11 protein-coding genes and 1 pseudogene are annotated in these 19,124 nt (G+C 38.5%); 1 reads left to right on the plus strand and 11 read right to left on the minus strand.

The window, feature by feature from the left end; translation table 11 throughout:
* Nucleotides 1-2,654 (minus strand): annotated as a pseudogene (locus tag EGI31_RS07280) (hypothetical protein); the annotation flags it as partial.
* 334 nt (nucleotides 2,655-2,988) lie between these two features.
* Here EGI31_RS07280 and EGI31_RS07285 point away from each other — a divergent pair.
* Nucleotides 2,989-5,838 (plus strand): M14 family zinc carboxypeptidase, encoded by a 2,850-nt coding sequence (locus EGI31_RS07285; protein WP_255036537.1) that lies wholly within the window; start codon nucleotides 2,989-2,991, stop codon nucleotides 5,836-5,838.
* A 103-nt stretch (nucleotides 5,839-5,941) separates the two neighbouring features.
* Here EGI31_RS07285 and EGI31_RS07290 read toward each other — a convergent pair whose 3' ends face one another.
* The 10 genes from EGI31_RS07290 to EGI31_RS07335 form a co-directional block, all read right to left on the minus strand.
* Nucleotides 5,942-6,781, minus strand: a complete 840-nt coding sequence (locus tag EGI31_RS07290; protein WP_255036538.1) for a tetratricopeptide repeat protein — start codon at nucleotides 6,779-6,781, stop codon at nucleotides 5,942-5,944.
* Entirely contained in the window at nucleotides 6,747-7,556 is an 810-nt protein-coding gene (locus EGI31_RS07295; protein ID WP_255036539.1) for a tetratricopeptide repeat protein, read from the minus strand. Before EGI31_RS07295 ends, EGI31_RS07290 begins: the two co-directional genes overlap by 35 nt.
* A 5-nt stretch (nucleotides 7,557-7,561) precedes the next feature.
* A complete protein-coding gene (gene yidD / locus EGI31_RS07300; protein ID WP_255036540.1) occupies nucleotides 7,562-7,984 on the minus strand; it encodes a membrane protein insertion efficiency factor YidD in 423 nt (140 codons plus the stop codon).
* Complete coding sequence (locus tag EGI31_RS07305; protein ID WP_255036541.1) at nucleotides 7,929-8,651, minus strand: DUF4292 domain-containing protein; 723 nt, start codon at nucleotides 8,649-8,651, stop codon at nucleotides 7,929-7,931. Before EGI31_RS07305 ends, yidD begins: the two co-directional genes overlap by 56 nt.
* 93 nt (nucleotides 8,652-8,744) lie before the next feature.
* Nucleotides 8,745-9,191: a hypothetical protein gene (locus tag EGI31_RS07310; RefSeq protein WP_255036542.1), complete on the minus strand. Its 447-nt coding sequence runs from the start codon at nucleotides 9,189-9,191 to the stop codon at nucleotides 8,745-8,747.
* Nucleotides 9,192-9,368: 177 nt separating this feature from the next.
* Nucleotides 9,369-9,794: a hypothetical protein gene (locus EGI31_RS07315; RefSeq protein ID WP_255036543.1), complete on the minus strand. Its 426-nt coding sequence runs from the start codon at nucleotides 9,792-9,794 to the stop codon at nucleotides 9,369-9,371.
* A gap of 184 nt (nucleotides 9,795-9,978) precedes the next feature.
* Nucleotides 9,979-10,488, minus strand: coding sequence for a hypothetical protein (locus EGI31_RS07320; RefSeq protein WP_255036544.1), 510 nt, complete (start codon nucleotides 10,486-10,488; stop codon nucleotides 9,979-9,981).
* A gap of 225 nt (nucleotides 10,489-10,713) precedes the next feature.
* Nucleotides 10,714-13,509 (minus strand): metallophosphoesterase family protein, encoded by a 2,796-nt coding sequence (locus EGI31_RS07325; RefSeq protein WP_255036545.1) that lies wholly within the window; start codon nucleotides 13,507-13,509, stop codon nucleotides 10,714-10,716.
* A gap of 126 nt (nucleotides 13,510-13,635) precedes the next feature.
* On the minus strand, nucleotides 13,636-15,543 hold the full coding sequence (locus EGI31_RS07330; protein ID WP_255036546.1) for an O-antigen ligase family protein: 1,908 nt from the start codon (nucleotides 15,541-15,543) through the stop codon (nucleotides 13,636-13,638).
* 105 nt (nucleotides 15,544-15,648) lie between these two features.
* Nucleotides 15,649-18,834: a 3-coathanger stack domain-containing protein gene (locus tag EGI31_RS07335; protein ID WP_255036547.1), complete on the minus strand. Its 3,186-nt coding sequence runs from the start codon at nucleotides 18,832-18,834 to the stop codon at nucleotides 15,649-15,651.
* Between the last annotated feature and the right edge of the window lie 290 nt (nucleotides 18,835-19,124).

Consider the following 19,124-nt stretch of genomic DNA (forward strand, 5'->3'; position numbering starts at 1 on the left):
ACCGTCCAGGTGCCCTCGCCTGCTACAGTTACGGTAGTTGCTGGTACGGTCGGGTTTGCAGGGTCTAACAAGGTCACCGTAGTGGGGTCTACCGTATCGCCACCTGTATCGTTGGTCGTTACAGGTGCTGACACAAACCCTGGCACTGGCGTGAAGGTCACCGCTCCTGTCGTCGGGTTCACCGTCCAGGTGCCCTCGCCTGCTACAGTTACGGTAGTTGCTGGTACGGTCGGGTTTGCAGGGTCTAACAAGGTCACCGTAGTGGGGTCTACCGTATCGCCACCTGTATCGTTGGTCGTTACATTCACCGTCACTGGCGTGCCTGCATAGTCGGCCGTGTCATTTTCTGCTATCGCTACGTAATCTACTTTTACTTTTGTTGTATCAGATAATCCTGTGCTAATTTCGGTAAGTTTATAATCGATAGGAGTTGGATCAAGTTTAAATGTTGATAATGGAGTGAAGCTAATTATTCCTGTACTAGGATTTAGACTCCAAGTACCCTCACCAGGTACGTTTAAAATTACGTCTATTCCAAGATTGAATGGATTCAAATCTATTATTACTTCACTTGCTAGGGGAACATTTCCATTTTGCAAAGTGTCATTCGAAATAATATTTTTTGAAACCGTAGCCCCTACTGAATTACCTATACTAGAATCTGGAATTGCCACTGGTGGATAAACTGGCAAAACACTTGCTGAAGAGTTATTATTCGCTAAGACTTGATCAAATTCTTTTCCAGAAATTTTAGAAAGGTTCAAATGATCACCTGAAGCGTTAACACTGGCAGTAATAGTAAGTGTTTCATTGCCCAGATTAGCCAATGACCCAATGCTCCATATACCTGTTACATTGTCGTACGAGCCAACAGATGCAGATGATGACACATATATATAACCACTTGGTAAGGTGTCTCCCACAATAACCTGAGACGCGTCAATGGTTCCTAAGTTCCTTGCAAGTAAGGTAAATTGAACATTTGAACCAACGGCGGCTATAGTAGGGTTAACCGTTTTTTCAATTGACAAATTTGGACACCCTTTTTTTACAAAAAAGTTTATTTCGTTAGAAACGTAGCCCCAGCCCCAAGTATTAATAGTTCTTACATTACCAAAATCATTACATTGATTATTATCAGCATCATTTCCGCTAACGCTTGGTGCAGGAATAATTTGAGCGGGGTTTCCACTTCCATTCCATGCGTGAGCAGGTGAAATAGTACCCAAAATAGAGTTATTAATACCACTACCACTAATATTGTTTGCATTATCAGCAGGGTTTAAAGTAGGATTACAAGTTGTACCAATATTTGTTAAACCTGAATCATTCCAATATAACCTTGTCGAAGTTGAGACCAAAGGAGCTACCGTTTCCACTATAATACCATTGGCATTTATTTCCGCATCATAAAGTGGAAGGTTAAACCTACCATTCATATAAATTAATTTCAAATTCAGATCTTGTCCATCTAGTAAAGCATTTCCTAAACCGTCATTTCCATCCCAAGGAACCGAATTTGCACCTTGTGGTAAATCCAAAAACTCTAACAATCTATCTGCAGTACCCACCTGAAATCCAGAGGTACCGTTTAAATCAAAAAATATTTTAACATCACCAGGTTGGTCAATAGTAAAATTTAAAAAATAAGGCCCACAACCTGATACAGCAGGGGTATTAAAATATGGTTGTAAAGGAATAGTCGCATATGGGTAAATTGTAGCATCTGGTTGATTCAAGAATATTTTATAACCATTAGATAAACTAGGGGCAGTGGCATCATTTCTTGAATTCCTATCAACAAACCAGTTACCAGCATTTACAACGCCATAGCTGTTCATAGCAACATTAAATGCAATTGGCCTAAAGCCAGTCCTGAGATCTATCTTTATCACTGACCTATCAGTAGTATAAGCATAAAAAGCCGCCTCTGAAGAAGCTGGACCTTCTGGAATCCATGTGGCCGGGGTAATACATACCAAGCCCCATTTATCACTGTGCACTCTTCCAGGGAATTTTGTATTTGCTGCTGTTGCTACCGTCAAGTCAAAATAGGCGGATTTTGCCCATGTTGCATTAGTTGGTGTAACCTGGCTTACCCCACCATCATTTGATCGATAAATCTCAATCCAATATTCACCGTTTTGGGCGGGAGTAAATGTTAATGGTGCATATCCACTTGGTGTCAACCCTCCAATATTTGGCCCAGCTACGGCCTTTGCATAAGTATCAATGTATCCATTACCTGAGGCAGACCATAAAGTAGGCCCCAAAACCACTGTTCCGTCTGGTCTGTGAATTCTATAATACATGTTGGTGGTATTGGTAAATCCATTGTAATCAGTCCAATTAAATCCAAAATAAAGTCTTTCATTGTTGAAATCCTTTATATTGAAGTACAACCTATTGTCCTCGGGAGCATTGAAATATGGGCCAGAGTTTATACTTGGCATATATGCAAGTGCTGTAATTGCAGTTGAAACGGGTGAAATTTCTTTGGTTCCTTCCGCAAAAACCTTTAGGGGTAATGCATAAAATAACACAATGAAAATTATGGCGAAATTTAAAAACAGCTTTTTCGAAATGAGATGTTTTTTTAAACTTGGGTTCTGCGTAAATACGTTAAGTGATTTACTTTGTAATTTTCGTATCATAATAAAGGAAAGCTTTTCTCCGAACTTTCCAAAACAGATACAAACACTATACCTGATAATCGTATTTTACATTAATCTTAGCAAGCGGATACATGCACTCAAATCTTTGTGAAAATTCACAATAAATCTTGGAATTTTTTAATTAATTCGAGAATTCAATATCTATACCATAAAACCATTTAATAAAAAACAAGCATCTTAATGGCCATTCTTTGGACTATGATTGTACTGTTATTAATACAGTTAATGGTGACACCTTTGAATAAGTTTAAGGATAATTAATTGGTTTTTAAATCAACTTAAAACAACTTTATGCCATTAAAAATGCAAACAAATGAAAAGAACTCTACTTATTATTACACTATTTTTATTTGGCTTAATTCAAAAAGGTTACGCTCAAAAGTATCACAGAATCAAAGCAAATATCAATCAAGAAAAGATTGATATACTCTACAAAAACGGTTTCGAAGCTGACCATTTCCATCTTGAAAATGGCGTTTTTACGGCCGAAGTTTCTGATGCAGATGTAGCCTTATTTAAAAAGCAAAACATCAAATTTCAATACTTGATCAAAGACCTTGAAAAGAATTTAGCCAAGGTTAATAAAGCCATTGACAAACAAAATGCAGGTAAAAACCTCCGTACGGCCGCTACTCCTGCCAATTTTACTCTAGGTTCTTATGGTGGCTTTTTCACCATGACGCAGCTCCATAATATTCTTGATCAAATGCGTGTGCTTTATCCTAATTTGGTAACAGCCAAAACCTCGATAGGTACTACGGTGGAAGGTAGACCCATATATATGTTAAAAATAAGCGACAATCCTGACATTGACGAACCAGAATCTGAGCTATTTTTAAATGCAGTTCACCACGCCCGCGAGCCCATGAGTTTGAGCCAATTAATCTATTTCATGTGGCATGTTTTAGAAAGTTATGGTACTGACCCAGAAATCACCACCTTACTGAACAGCACCGAAATGTACATTGTACCTATGGTGAACCCCGATGGATATCAGCAAAACTTAAACACGAATCCCAACGGGGGTGGAATGTGGCGTAAAAACCGTAAAAACAATGGTAATGGTACTTTTGGAGTAGATATTAACCGTAACTATGGCTTTCAGTGGGGTTACGACAATACTGGTTCTTCACCAACCACTAGCTCTGATACCTACAGAGGCCCGAGTGCCTTTTCTGAGCCAGAAACACAAGCAGTGAGAAATTTCTGTAATGCTCATGACTTCGTGGCATCGATGGATTTTCATTCTTTTGGCAACTATTGCATTTACCCATACGGCTATGCAACTACCAATAGCAACCCTGAGTTGCCACTTTTCCAACAAATGGGTGCCTATTTGACTGCTGAAAATGGCTTCGTATACGGCAATGCCGTTCAGACGGTAAATTACACGGCAAATGGTGCTGGCGACGACTGGAAATATGGAGAACAAACTACCAAGAACAAAATTTACAGCTTCACACCAGAAGTGGGAGCTTCTACAGACGGTTTTTACCCTGCACAAAGCAGAATTATTCCATTGTGCGAGTCAACCTTACAGATGAATCGTAAGATATTGAAGCTTTCGTCAAAATTTGCAGAATTAACAACCACAGCACCCACTAGTGTAACTTCACTCACAGGAAATATCCCATTCAGTGTTAAAAATTCAAGTCTACGAAATCCCAGTTACACGGTTAGTGTGAGTAGTACAAGCCCGTATGTATTGTCGTTACCAGGAACGCAATCCTTCAATAATATGACACTATTTCAGACCACATCAGGTCTTGCGGCCTTTACCTTATCACCAACCACACCTGTGGGTACTCCAATAAATTTTACCTTAACTTTAGACAACGGTCATTCTCCCGTTACGAAAACAGTAACCATCATTTATGATTGTTCAACACCTAGTAACCTCCAAAGCACAGCGGTAACCACAAGCTCGGCCACGGCCAGTTGGACTGCTGTTGCAGGAGCAACGGGTTATTATTTTTCATACAAAACCGCAGCCAGTAGTTCATGGTCGGCTGATTCCCTTGTATCCGTAACCAGCGTTGGACTATCGGGTCTGACACAAGGGACGGTTTACAACTGGCGAGTACGAACAGACGTTTGTAATACTTATGGTACTGCCACATTTACAACACAATTGCCATGTACAAATCCGGCGAGCGTATCAGTAAGTAATATAACCTCGAGTGGGGCAGCTATCAGTTGGACAGCTGTGGCAGGAGCCACTAACTATCAAGTACAATATAAACTGGCAACTAGCAGCACTTGGCTAACAGCCACCAATGCCAACACCACTACCAGCTATTCTTTGACTGGCTTGGCCGCGAATACGCTATACGACGTACAAGTACGAACCAACTGTACCTCAGGAAGTTCAATCTATACTTCAACTCAGTTTACAACTGCCGTACAAACTACCACGTACTGTGCTAGCATAGGAAACAACGTGAGTTTCTTCTGGGTGGATTATTTTAAACTCGGCACCATCACAAGAACATCTGGTGCTGATGCAGGATACTTCAACGGAACTGCCTCCGTGACGAACCTCACCCGAGGCACCGCAAATACGGTATCATTTTCACCAGGCTATACTAGCACCGTGTATAGGGTGTACTGGAGAGTATGGATTGACTACAACAAGGACGGTGACTTTGTGGATGCTGGAGAACAAATTGTAAGCCAATCTACCACCGGAGCGGGTATTTATAATGCCAACTTCACGGTGCCAGCAGCCGCCCTTACAGGCCAAACCCGCATCAGAGTTTCTATGAAATACAATGCATACAGTACTTCTTGTGAGACATTTACCTATGGCGAAGTAGAAGATTACACCGTAAATATTGTAACCGCCACGAGCAACAAACAAGAGTTGGCTGGAGCTAAGGTTTCATCTGAAATAAATAATGAAGAGGCCACTTTAACGGATTTACAGGCTAGGATTTACCCTAATCCAACGAGTTCAGAATTGTTCATAGATTTCAAAAATCAGTCATCCAAAAACATGCAAATATCAATAATGGATGCTAAAGGAGTTGAAAGATACAAGACCTTACTCACCGAAGACCATAATGCATACGGCATAGATGTGTCCAATTATGTACCAGCCGTGTATTTCTTGAAGTTAGAAAATGGCAAAAAAAGCAAAACACTGAAGTTCGTTAAAGAATAAACAGGAGAAACTCAAAAGTTTAAAAGCTTACAGATAAGATCACAATCTTTCTGTAAGCTTTTTTTAATGTCTCTATGGATGTTATGATAAATTTTAAACCAAACTATTTACTGAGCGTAGCATTCTTATCCACCTCGTCGAGTAATTGATTATAAATCTTGTATCGTTTTTCTTGAATTTTAGCAACAGCAATGAGTTCAGCTTTTTTATAACCACCCTGATAATACCGCTGAAACCATGGTAAAGTGGCTATGGCCGCATCCAGTGGGTTGTTGATAAAGGCAGAACGTAAGCCCAAGGCCAACAAACCAGTGGAAAGCAAGAATGAATTCAAGCCATTTTTGACATCACCAACATACAACTGACCCAGACCGGGCATAATCATGCTCAGAACTTTGGCCTTTTTAGGACTGATTTTACTAATTTTTTTGTTTTTTTCAAAAAGCTCATTGACCAAAGACGTATCTGCCACAATTTTCTTAAACATTTGCTCTGAAAGGTCATACTCTTGCTTTGCAAACCGCAAAATGGCCTCATTAAAGTCTTTGTCTGCTTGTTGTTTCGGGTCTGTGGTCTCATCCATACCCAAAAGTTCAACTTCGGCGTAGTCGTATTGCTGTAATATCAAAAAACACGAGATTTTCTTAAGAATGTAGGCATCCTTCAATACAGAATCCTGCGTGCTAAAGTAGGCCAAATCGAAATAGCTGGCCGATTCTTGATATTTCTTTAAACTAAAAAGACAGTCGGCTATTTTGGGGTAAACCTCCGGCCCATAAACCGATAGGGTGTCGAAAAACAATACCCGCTTATAAGCCTCCACGGCATTTTGATAGCTTTTTTGCTCGTAAAGGGTATTGGCAAACCTGAAAGTAGATTCTAAACCCTGGCCAAAACTCCCAAACGCATTAGTAATAAGTATTAAAAAGAGCACTCGCTTCATGCTGTAATGCGTTTATTTTTTTACGATTAAAGTCTTTGGTGGATTTTACGCCACCGTAAATATTGCCTAAATAAAAACCCAGGCCAATACCGCCATAAATCCAACCCCTGTGATTGTTAACACCGAATTTGTTGAAACTCCTGTAGGACTGAAAAGCCATACCTGCGGTGAAGAAGAGCGAAACGATACCATCTTTCCAATTCTTTGAATAAGCCTTTCCTGAGCCAGGAACCACAGCCGACATCAAAGCAGCCAAACCCGGACTTTTCTTATGAGTTTCTTTTTCTAGAATAGACTTGTAGCCCACACCCAGTTCATTATCTGTGCTTTTAATAAGTGCCAAAGTTGTTCTGGCCTCTTTAAAGTTATTATTGAATATATCGGAGGTTACATTCAGTAGCACTTTGTCGTCAGCCGAAAAGTTCTCGTTTTGATTCCAGAAATCCCTCGCAGCGGACCAAGATTGGTTTTGCATTTGAAGTTTGGCATATTCCAGAGCCGACGAAAACGGCACCTTCGAAGGATTATTATACAGAACGGGTAGTTTTGCTATACCCAAGGAAGTCTGATTTGACAATCGGTAGGCTCTTAAAAGGTTGGTTTTGAGGGTGTCGTTGTCTGGTGCAAAATAAACCAATCGCTCAAACTCCTTGCCTGCCAATTCAAACTGACCAGATTTCAACAAATAGTCGCCGTACTTTCTTGAATTTTCATAATTAAAAATATCCTGACCAAACGTAGCGAAACTAATAAAAAGCAGTACTAATATTCTCATGAATGTTATTTGATGGTTGAAACCACGGGTACGGTGGGTATTACTCTTGGGTCGTCTTTGAGAAGCATGTTGGTTTTGTCAAACTCATAATTTTGCGGTGAGAGGCCATTGCAACGGGTAAGTCTATCCATGGTCATAATGCCGCCTTTCACCATTCCAAACTTCTTAACGGCCAAGATGCCATACTCCGAACAGGATGGTGTAAACGTGCAAACGGTTAAGTCTTGCGATGAAAAAAAGGTTTTATAGAACAAAAACAAGCCCGAAAAAACCACTTGAACCTCGTTCTTGTTGTTCTTAGCTTCTACATATTCTTTCTTTATGTTGCCGTTGGGCAATACGTTTCTATACAGACTTACCTGGGCGTTTGCTTCATTTCTTAGCAGCAGCAGACTTAGTAAGAGGAATTTTATAACGATATATTTCATCTTCTGTGTTTTGGTCGATGGTAACATTTTTATAGGTAGTCAGCTGAATATTTTTCTCGCCTTTTTCACTAATACTCACCATAGTCACTTCGGTCGGAAACTCCACACCTTTGACATTAACGTATTTTTTGAAGTATTGTTGACTCACCACCACTCCTTTGGCATTGTAAAAGACCATGGCGTCGAGCCGTTTATTCACGGTTTGCATCCTTATGTTGCCAAATACCTTCTTGTATTGTTCTTCAGAAGCCACCCAAGTGGTTATAACCCCAGTAGGTGTTTTTTCCACCTTACCTATCTTGTAGATAGCCTTTTCATTGTTTTTTGGTCTTAAACCGTAGTCTGATAATTGTCCTGTAAGTGCAAGATGGAAAGCTGTAAACTCGGGAATCAAGAAAGTCCTGGTAGTGCCAGTAACGATATTTTTGTCGTTGATAGAAAACATGGTGGTGTCTTGCACAACCATGGTTTCCTTTTTAGGAAAAATAAGCTTGTAAACGATTTTCTTATAGATTTTATCGTAATATATTTTACCCATGGTGAGCCTGTAGCTCCCATTGGAGAGTTTGTCTTTTATAGAAACGTCGGCCCTGAACCGATAAAATTGTTGACCAAATGAGATACTTGGCAAAAGAAAAGTCAAAAACAAAAAGGTCCTAAAATTCAATCGTTTAGAAATTATGATATACAAAAATAGCCCAAGGTTTCTAAGTTTGGGCTATTTCTATAAAAAATATGCAGGTTTTTTATTTTAAGAAAATCAATAGGGTGAGGTTGCTGCTGCCGCAATTAAACTACCCACTATTGCTATTACGTAAACCCCCAGGCCTATGGCCGTAGCCGTTATGCAACCCTTCACGGTCTTATTTAGGGCAGCTTTATTGTTATCGGTAATCAGATAAACAATTAGAATTCCCCATATACCCAAACAGAAACCCCACCAAAATGCGGGAAAACCTGCAGGTTTCATGGGATCGTCATCTCCTATGTTTGATTTTGTTTCTGAATTGATGCCCAGATCTTTGAGTAGCTGTGGCTGCTCTTTGATAACACTGTCTACTGTAAAGTTAGGATTGGCCATTATAATTGACTCCAGTTGGTTTAACTTTTTAAACTCTGAAGTGAAGTCTTCGTTTTGTAAGGGCTCTTTGGCAAACGAACATACATATATACACACGCAGAAGAAGATAGTAAGGATTCTTGTCATGAATTATAATTTTATGGATGAGAAATACTTTCTAAGGTTTACTGCAAAAGTCATGCAAAAAAGATTTTCAGAGCGTTTTTTCTTCGAAATATAAATTACTGCACTGGAAAACCTCATTTTTGGGCATAAAAAAACCCACCGTTGGGTGGGTCCTTTTATAAATGCTTTTCTTGAATCTTAGAAAATGCTGATTGACACAACCAAAACATAGTAAATTACCCAAACACCAGCACCTACCAAACAACCTAGGAGGGCTTTCTTAGTTTGAGCACTATCTTTATCTGTCAATACATAAACCAATATCAAACCTATCCAGCTCAATACACATCCCCACCAGAAAGCAGGAATTCCGGCAGGAAGATCAGAAGAGGCTACAGCAGATGCTGTATCAGCTTCGATGTTGATATCGGTCAATAATTCAGAGTTTTGAGACTTCAAATTATCTAACGTAGTACCTTCATTATTTTGAACGAATTTCTCGATTTTATTCAATTGCTCAAACTCTGAATCGATAGTTTTTGCGTCAAAATTGATTGGCTCGGCTGCTGTGGCCACAGTAAAGCTCATTGCCAAAATGGTGATTAGGGAAAGGATTCTTTTCATGATTTAAAAAATTTAGATGTTTAACGTTTTACAATATTAAAGATTAAAAAAATATGAACTTTTAAATGCTCAATTTTTTTTTCACAAATGAATAAGAAATGAAGCTTAAATGGAATTATACCTTCAAAAATCAACTCAATTTTTTATTTAGAGGTATTTTCGATTATAAAATAGCCCAAAACTTTTAAAATTTAAAAGTAACTCCGGCACTCGAAAAAGGTGCTCCCAACTCCACCATCACACCCAGATTATTTTTCAGCTGATATCTCGCTCCCAAATAACCACCGTAGAATGGGCCTGCGTTTACACCATTGTATCCTGAGAAACCATTATCGTAACTTACCCCTCTAAAACCCACTGTAACACCCACGTAAGGATCAAGTTTATCAACAACCACATCAAATTCTTTGAGGATTTTATTGAAATGATAGGAGGCCCTACCCCCTACTGCAATAACATTTACACCCCAATTTGAACCAAAATAACCGTAGTTTCGTCGGGTAATACCGCCCACCAAACCCACACTGACATCATCAACCAAGCCCACTTCTACCGAACCCAATACACCTAGGCCACCGTAGCCAAGGCCTAAACCAAGGTTGGCCGTTTTAGTGCCTTTTTCAAATGACTGTGCTTGGCTTGAAAAACAAACTGAAGAAAGTAAGAAAAGTAAAATTCCTGTGATTTTGTACATATAAAATAATTGGTTTGATTTATTACGATGCAATTGTAACGATTGAAAACCGCATTTTCAATGCTTTTGGGCAGTTTTTTGAGAAACTTGAATCGTTAAAAAGCACTTACAAAATATTTCTAACGCAATTTGATGGCTCTTGAGTATAGAAAAGGCTATGAATTTAACAAGAACTACCATGAAAGACTTTTTCGAGAACAAAAAGAAAAAGGCCTTGTAATTGAATTACTCAGTAGGACTTAGAGGTGGAACAAAGATTGCCGGGCAAGTAGATAAAATAGTTGGAATTATCAATGCCTGAAACCTTGTCGGAATAAGTGGACTTTGTTGAACCTCAAAAAGAGGGGGGCCTGAAACGCCATTATGATTAAGGTTAATGGCATATCGAGAACGATACATAACGTTTGAACCCAGTCTAATCAGATTTTTAGCCGTGATTCTTCCTGTTGAACTAATCTGTTGATAAATGGGTGTATCAATGGTATTTTTTATTGTTATATCTGGCCAACAAAAACCATCAAACAAGAATTTGTACGTTTGACTTAAACAACCAGTGGCATCTTTTATAGTGTAAACAGGGCCTACCTCTGGAGTGCTGACAGGTACAGAGGCTCCTGAAAAAGGAGTGGCACTTGAAATTGTTGGGCCTGAAATCGTAAAATTCGTAATGCCTGACCACGTTGGCGAAGGTAAAATCTGCAAATCTGGAGTCTGAATTGGCAACTCATTTGGACTTATAAGTTTTGTAATTGGCGATGAAGTGCTTACATCCTTAAGGATTGTGAACTGATCTCCGACGTTACCTAACTCATTAATAAATTTAGCGTCGAGACGATTATTCTCAATTTCCAAAAGCATAGTACCTCCATTTGTGTAATCCTTAAAGGGCATTGCATGGTGTCCAGACAGACTACTAATTGTAGAACTAGATTGAACAGTAGAGGACGAACCAACAATGGCATAGACTATTCCATTAACTGAGGCAGTGTTTGATGATGTAGTAACATAAGGACATGAGTCAGAACTACCATCAAATTTCCCCGAAGAAGAATTTATATTATGCGTTGAGGCATTAAAGTTAGCATGTGGAAGAAATGTCGGTGAACCAAACAAATTCTTTAACTGCTTTGAACGCTCATATACGTGGCTATGACCGTTAAGAACTAAGTCAACCTTATGTGCTTCAAAAACAGGAACGAGATTGTTAGCTAAATCTAGCAATTCCTTTCGGGTATCTGAATCATAAGAACCTTTGGTATAAGGTGGATGGTGAAAAATAACAACTGTCCATTTGATTGAAGGATTGGCGTCATTGGCTGTTAAATCTGCCATAAGCCATGATTTTTGAGCACTCGCTAGCGTTTCGCTAAGTTTAACATTACCCTCTGAGCCGTAACTATCCAAACTAACAAAATGGATGTTTCCATAATTAAATGAATAATAACCCTTGGCATTAGACGGTACACCTCCCGACTGCCCTTTTTCTAGATTTTGAAAAATTTCGAAAAAAGAATAATTCCTAGAATTGGCGTCAACAATATCTGTTGAAGGACCTATGCCAGGATATATATTGGTGTAACTGTAAGGGATACTATTCCGAATAGAATTTTTCAGCCCACTCCCTCTAGACTCATAATAGTCGTGATTTCCAGGACAAGAAAAAATAGTGGCCTGTTTCATCATTTTTGAACCTTGAAAAGGATTGAAGAAATAATTTTGATATTCTGAATTCGTACCGTTCAGATAGGCATTATCTCCAAGTAGCATCCAAAAATCTAATTGAGGATTACCATTAGCCGTCATCCAATTATTGAAACCCGTCAATACAGAACTCTGAACCTCATTATAATTTGTGGCAGTTGGTGCATATGGCATTCCGGGATTTGGATAATCAACATCGCCGTTTTGACTGTAACCCGCATCTCCTGTTACCCATATTCTTGTTTTTTTAGATTTAACCTGAGCTGCGGTGATAGGGCCGGTAACAAAATAATTATTGGGTCCCACCTCCAAGCTTGTGAATGCCGGATTGTTAACCCCAATTTCATAGAAATATTTTGTGTTAGGAATAAGGCCAGTTATATTTATGATATGATCATTGGTGGATACTCCAGTCCAAACTGTTGCGGTTGAAGGCAAATCTGTTGATTTCCAAATTTTAACAACCCCAACAGCAGCCAGATTTGTTGTCCATCTTATTTGTTTGGTAATTTCTGAAGGTCTACTATTGGCTGTTGTACCATCATTGGCTAACTGCAAATAAGGCCCACGGGTGATGGCTGGGGTAAGTGGGCCTACCACACCAGTTAACTCTATGTCAAAAAAAGAATCAGAAGAAGAGGTAGTATAGGCAGGCAAAGTTGTGGTTGAATTTGCTCCTTGATGTATTTCTACCGTAATAGTGATCGTATTAATAGTTGGATGTAAAGGAAAACTACCGTTCGGTATATTATGACTTATTGAACTTGAAGGCCACCAGAAATTAGTTTCGTTGATGTTCGGATTTATTACGGGAGTGGAATTAGTTATCACTCCGCTTGGCAGATTTACCCTGTAGACCTCCGCTCCATTAAAATAAACCACGGCTCCGTCGTCTGCTTTTAGTTTCAAATTAAATGAACTGTAGTCTGCCAAATTATGCCCTCCATTGGCGATGTCAACAACAATAGACTTTCTGTAATAGGTAACCAGTGGTTTTTGAGTGGCATCACTTCCATAGGGAATTTGAGCTGTAGATGAAAAAGGAACTGTAGCCGCATAAGAACTACTTCCAGCTTTATAACCTAGCGGCAAAATATTTGATGGGCTATTATCCCAACCAGCCGGAACAAAGGTATTGTATAGTGGTGACGTCCAATTTACGATTCCTGCAGAAGTACCGGTGTTATAATCGTCAGGACCGGTATAAACTACATTGCTGAAATACTTCCAACCTATGGAACCAAAATTCAGGGGCATTTGAGCCATCAATAATTTCGTAGAAACCAATAAGAGTACTGCCAGAAATTTTAATGATTTCATAGTTTGATAATTAAGATTGTTTCTTCAAATAGAAATTTAAATATTTAAGAGCTAAAAAAAAATGACCCTTGACAGGTCTTCTCACAAAATATCAATATCTGACAACATTTTGGACCATTGAAAATTTCAGTTTTGGTTTAAAATTCCCATAATAGAATCATACTTTAAGCGATTGTTTTCAACAGTCGCCTTAGTTACATTTTGCAAGCATTTTTGAGCAGCTTTCTTGTCTCCCATTAGTGCCAAGCAATACGTCTTGTTGAGATAAGTCAACTGGTACATATTGTCAAAAGACAGCACATAATCATAAAGTTCCAAAGCTTTTTCGTACCGTTTATCCAACATATACATGGTGGCCAAGTCCAAAATATTGGTATGCTTTCTTGGAGCTATAGATCGCAGTTTTTCATAAGTTTCTATGCCAGCTGCATTTTGGCCACTTTCAAACTGTATCAACCCTAGCTGTGAAAGCAAAATTGGGTGATCGGGCATGATAGTCAGTTGATTCTTAAAGTGTTTTACCAGGCTCTTGTAATGCTCTTGTCTTAGGTTGGCCATTGAAGGCTCAGCCATCAGAGTGCTTCGAATCAAACCGTTTTTCAAGAGCATATCGTATTTACCTATGGTTGTGTTTTCTAGGAGCTCATCGTATTGATTAATAAGAAATACGTTGTCAGTTTGAAGTTTAATATTGTTCCATGTTTTGTAATTGTCAAAAGTTTTGAACACTAACTGATAGCCTAACAAAGAAAATAACAACACCATACCAATCCCAAATATTTTTTGGGCTTTCGAAATTATAAAAGTCTTACTTTCCGAATTTTGAGATATAAAAATAAGTAATGTAAAAAGTATTAACTGAGAAATAAGGCCTTCGAAATTAGTAAAGTGAAAACCCACATAAGCCACAATCACTGCCAAAATCATCCCTTTTTGAAGATGGCCTATATTTGATTTTTTCCGAAACAACACCAACAATGTTGCGAATATGAGAGCTAAATAGCTTAATAAACCCAACAGACCTGTGTCAACCAATTTGTCTAGTAAGAAATTATGAGAGCGGTCGTACCAATCATCGGAATTATGAAATGCGTTTTGATAATGTTCCGTAAAAAAGTAAACAAAGTGTTCTTTCCCCCAGCCCAAAAATGGTTTTTCGTGCCAAAAAAGTGCAATGGTTTTCCATATATAAACGCGTATAAAAGTACTGTTGTCATTTATAGAGAAATTTGTAATCCTGGCAAAACCACTTTTTAAACCTATGAGTTTAATGAATACCAATACACCCACAACCACTACCACAGTATAAGTCAAGCCTAAAGCTTTCCTACTGTGTTTAAAAACATTCCAAAAATATAACGCAGAGACAAATAGGCTCGCAAACAAGGCCACAAAGGCTCCCCTCGAGCCTGTACTTATGATACCAAGTCCGAAAAGCAACAAACCCAAGCCACAAATAGATGAAATAACAACTTTGTTCTTACCATCGCCTATAATTATGGAAATGAAATAACTCCAAAGCAAAATAAAATGAAAAATCAAGTAAAATGCCAGAGTTAGCGGATTAGCAAATGTTCCCTGTGCCCGTGTGAAATCTTTACCGGCATATTGAAAAAAGGCCACTATAGAAACTATACAAGCCACAATAACCGACACAAAACCAATACTTTGCCAAGTACTGTTTTCAATTTTCTTCTGAGAAAACATTAAATAAAAAACGACGAAGAACATAAAAGCCACGACTCCATCCATTCGCTCAAAGGTGGAGTAAAAACTCAGCGTTGGGCTAACCGAAACAAGACCAGAAACAGCGACTAAGAGCAAATTAAGCAACAGTGCTACCCCAATAAAGTTGATTTTGAAATCTAAAAATTGGGATTTAAGAACATCGAATCCCTTGACAACCCCAAAGACCACTATCATAAACCAAAAGGCTAGGACTTTGGGAGTATGGTAGCCAAAATCATACTTTTTGAAAAAAAACAGTGGTATCAAGCTTAGCAAAACAAAAAAAACAAGAGAGCTTTTTTTCATAAATCAATATTTATTTGTGTCCTTGAGGGTGGGAAGCATAAATCTTATAACAATATCGTCTTTGTAAAAATGGAAACCAACAAAAAAATTGGTTTCCATTTTTTATTAAAAACAGCCGCCAGTATTCGCCAAAAACAATGTTCCAGTATCAGCTAAGAAACCAGGTTGTAGTTCAATTACTCGAGCAGTGTAGCTGGATTTGGCCGTGCCGGTAATCTTATTCGTGGCTGTAACTTTTCCTGAAATATTTGCCGAGGCTATTTTAGTGAACACCCCCGTACTCACGTCATCAGTAGGGCTCCCCAGCGTATGTGTAAGTAAACATGGGCCTATTGTTAATGCATAACTCATCTCTCCAGTAGATGTGCAGGGGCCATTGGAACACCTAAAACTATAGACTTTATCTACCGACGGCGTTACGGTTCGAGGATTTGTGGTACTTAGGTTTTCCCATACCACAGTTTGAGTGCCGCATCCTGTGGCCGTCAGTACAACTGGCGAACCCGTCGATGGTGAAAATGTTGGCGAAGCTGTAAGGCTTGTCGGTTGATTAATTATTATTGGGTATATAGTAATAGAACTAGAAACTGGTGATGATACACCATTGCCCATACACGAAACAGTGTACGTGGAAGGTATCGTGGGCGAAACATTTATTGAACCATTAGTTGATGCAAACGCAATGGTACTTCCACCTAAAAACCAAACCGTTTGACTTCCAGCTGGACAACCACTTCCCGTAAGCGTTGGTCCACTTGGTGCATTACCTATACATGAGGAAGTAGAGGACGTAGATAAAATAGGAGCCGAAACTACTGTTGCTGTGGGCATCAATATTGTGATAGGTCCTCCAATGTCTGTCTGGTTATTTATGATGTTCAATACATCTGCATTTGCAAAAGTTAAAACTATTGGATTTGCCGAGCCATCTACTTTAAATGTCCGGCCATTTATAGCACTAGATTTTGCTACAGGTACTACAAAAAAGTATTTAGAACTCCCTGCAGATATGGACTCGTAAAAATAAGAACTGGCTCCATAAAATTGAAAATTCAAATTACTGCTAGTTCCACTGGTATGATTACTGGTTATAAGTGTAGCAGTATTAAGATCATTTACACTATTTTTATACAATAGATACTCCCCGTCAGAGGCAGTTGCAGTCCCTGAAGTCTGAACCTTAATGTTTCTGATTGTTGATGGAAATATTGGAGATTCTACTTTGAAGGTGTAAACTGATTGGAGAGCAGACCCATAGGAGGTTGTATTCGCTGGTGTTGTCAAAGAACTAATTATTACATTATTGGCTGTAATAGTTTGAAAATCTGCCACATCACCCAATACCTGAGTAAGGATAGGAATTTCAGCAAAAGCTATAGAGGTAGGATTGCTGGCCGCATTTATTTTAATGGTATGGCCATTAACAGCTGCATTTTTAACTTCCACGGTAAGTGTAATATATACATCTCCACTGATTGTGGGTAAACCTGTAAAACTCACAAGTTCTCCATTTCCTGATAAATTAGAAGTTGATTTTATACCGTTCGTAAAAAAAAAGTAATCTCTAAAATCATTGTAAATAGTCGGAGTGAAAGACCAAAAATAACTGGAACTAGTACTATTAGAAACTCGCATATGTATTTGTCCAAAATCCCCATTTACATAAGTTCCTGAGGTGGTAAAGGTTAAGGCACTCAATTTAACGGGCCCATTTGCTGAGCTTATTTTGGCTTGATATATAATATTATGAGGGGCTACCATTCCCGAAAGGCCTTGTGGAAGATTACCTGCCGGTACCGGCAATGCTGTGTAAGTTACGTTAGAACTTGATATGACCATAGTGCCGGCCAAATTGGATTGTGAATTAGTAACTACGGTACTCGGCATGGAGTAAGTAACTGCAACAGGATTAAGAGCTCCATTGATTTTTATGGTATTTCCTATAATGGCTGTATTTTTTACATTGGCTATAATATACAGATAGGTAGGACTACCCGACAATACTGTAGATAAGCCGGTAAAATTTACAACTTCTGTGGCCCCTGTTGAGGTAGCTGATGTACCTAATAATGCTGTGGAATAGGTGCTTGCATCACCGGAATATAATGAAAAATTGGTTATATCTCCTGATGCATACGTTCCTGAAGTGGTTACAGAAAGAGCAGTAATTACGGCAGTGGTTGATGAAGGGTCAATTTTCATTTTATAAATTACAGCCGCACCGCTTCTATATATATTTATTGGTGGTACAGATTCTGTGGTATGGGTCACGGTTGGTGAACCAACTGTATGTACATCCGAAAGGTCAGTTTGGCTATTTGTAACTGTTGGTACCAAAGGGATAGTATTTGTATAATTTAACATCGTCAACGACAAGGGACCAGATAATCCATTTATTTTAAAGGTTTTCCCGACCGAAGTACCCGGTTTTACTTTCAACTTTATAAAATAATATTTACTTGTGCCGTTAGGAATGTTTGACAGAATAATGAAACTGCTTGATAGTGTAATTTGACCACTTGTTAGGCCAACATTCAAAAAATTAACTTTTACTGCGGTAGCCAAAGAATTGGTGGTGTTTTCATATAACTCGACGGATTCAATATCCGATGGTAGTAATGTTCCTGAAAATGGGATGGTCATTGTTGAAATTCTTTGTGATCCACCATTTGAGGTCACTTTTAGTACGTGCACCAAGTTATTTAGTCCGGCATATAATATGCCGGATGGAGCGGCCTCGGTGCTCAAAGTAATAGCCCTAGTGCCGACAGTTTGAACACCTGTTAAATTAGATTGCAAATTCGTAGAAATTGCACCAGCCGTGGAAAACGTAACAATTGCTGGATCCACCGCTCCGTTTACAAAAATAGTTCTTCCTGCTACTGCCCCAGGTTTGAGATTAGCAATCAAAGTTATTTCCATGGAATTAACAGTTGGTGCAATAGTATAGCAACTTGATGGAGACGGTAATGTAAAAGTAATAGTCTCTCCAGCTGAAGGGGTTGCAGGAGTAACTGAAGAAATGAAGCAGGTACTAAACCCAGTTCCGGTAATTGAAAGAGAAAATGATTGTACATCAGATGATGTATATGTACCAGATGTGGTAAAACTAATATTTTGGAAGTTTAAGTTTCCTGTATTATGCAACAATTTAAACTTGTAAACCGCTACTTGCTCTCCTGGAAAAATTGTAGAAGCAGGCATAGGTAGTGACTCCAATGTAACAGTTTGACTAAAAGAAATGGAGAAAATCAAACAAAGGCAGCTAACTAAAAGGGATATTTTTTTCATAATGTTTAATAAATTTATTCTGCTATTTTTTTTAGTATAAAATTTTAAGTTATTCGACTTTATCAAAGAATGTTAATAATTGAAAAAAAATAAATCTTATGTTTTCCAGAATAATAATCTCTATCTAAATCTTCCAACCAACACCTTAAAATACCATTGATGATCATTGATTAAATTATTAGTTTGGGTTTAAGAGGCATCAACAGGTATTTCCAATTCAGCTATTTTTAAATTAAATAGAAATTCAAAAGGTAAATTTTGAATTTAAAACTCCGAAATAAATTTGTTCC

It is taken from the genome of Lacihabitans soyangensis, from assembly GCF_024343775.1.
Lineage (GTDB): Bacteria > Bacteroidota > Bacteroidia > Cytophagales > Spirosomataceae > Leadbetterella > Leadbetterella soyangensis.

What these genes read in the sequence shown, in the direction of transcription:
- EGI31_RS07320 (WP_255036544.1), bottom strand. Translation starts at nt 10,488, where the DNA reads ATGTACAAAATCACAGGAATTTTACTTTTCTTACTTTCTTCAGTTTGT.
- EGI31_RS07330 (WP_255036546.1), bottom strand. Translation starts at nt 15,543, where the DNA reads ATGAAAAAAAGCTCTCTTGTTTTTTTTGTTTTGCTAAGCTTGATACCA.
- EGI31_RS07315 (WP_255036543.1), bottom strand. Translation starts at nt 9,794, where the DNA reads ATGAAAAGAATCCTTTCCCTAATCACCATTTTGGCAATGAGCTTTACT.
- EGI31_RS07290 (WP_255036538.1), bottom strand. Translation starts at nt 6,781, where the DNA reads ATGAAGCGAGTGCTCTTTTTAATACTTATTACTAATGCGTTTGGGAGT.
- EGI31_RS07295 (WP_255036539.1), bottom strand. Translation starts at nt 7,556, where the DNA reads ATGAGAATATTAGTACTGCTTTTTATTAGTTTCGCTACGTTTGGTCAG.
- EGI31_RS07335 (WP_255036547.1), bottom strand. Translation starts at nt 18,834, where the DNA reads ATGAAAAAAATATCCCTTTTAGTTAGCTGCCTTTGTTTGATTTTCTCC.
- EGI31_RS07285 (WP_255036537.1), top strand. Translation starts at nt 2,989, where the DNA reads ATGAAAAGAACTCTACTTATTATTACACTATTTTTATTTGGCTTAATT.
- EGI31_RS07325 (WP_255036545.1), bottom strand. Translation starts at nt 13,509, where the DNA reads ATGAAATCATTAAAATTTCTGGCAGTACTCTTATTGGTTTCTACGAAA.
- EGI31_RS07310 (WP_255036542.1), bottom strand. Translation starts at nt 9,191, where the DNA reads ATGACAAGAATCCTTACTATCTTCTTCTGCGTGTGTATATATGTATGT.
- yidD (WP_255036540.1), bottom strand. Translation starts at nt 7,984, where the DNA reads ATGAAATATATCGTTATAAAATTCCTCTTACTAAGTCTGCTGCTGCTA.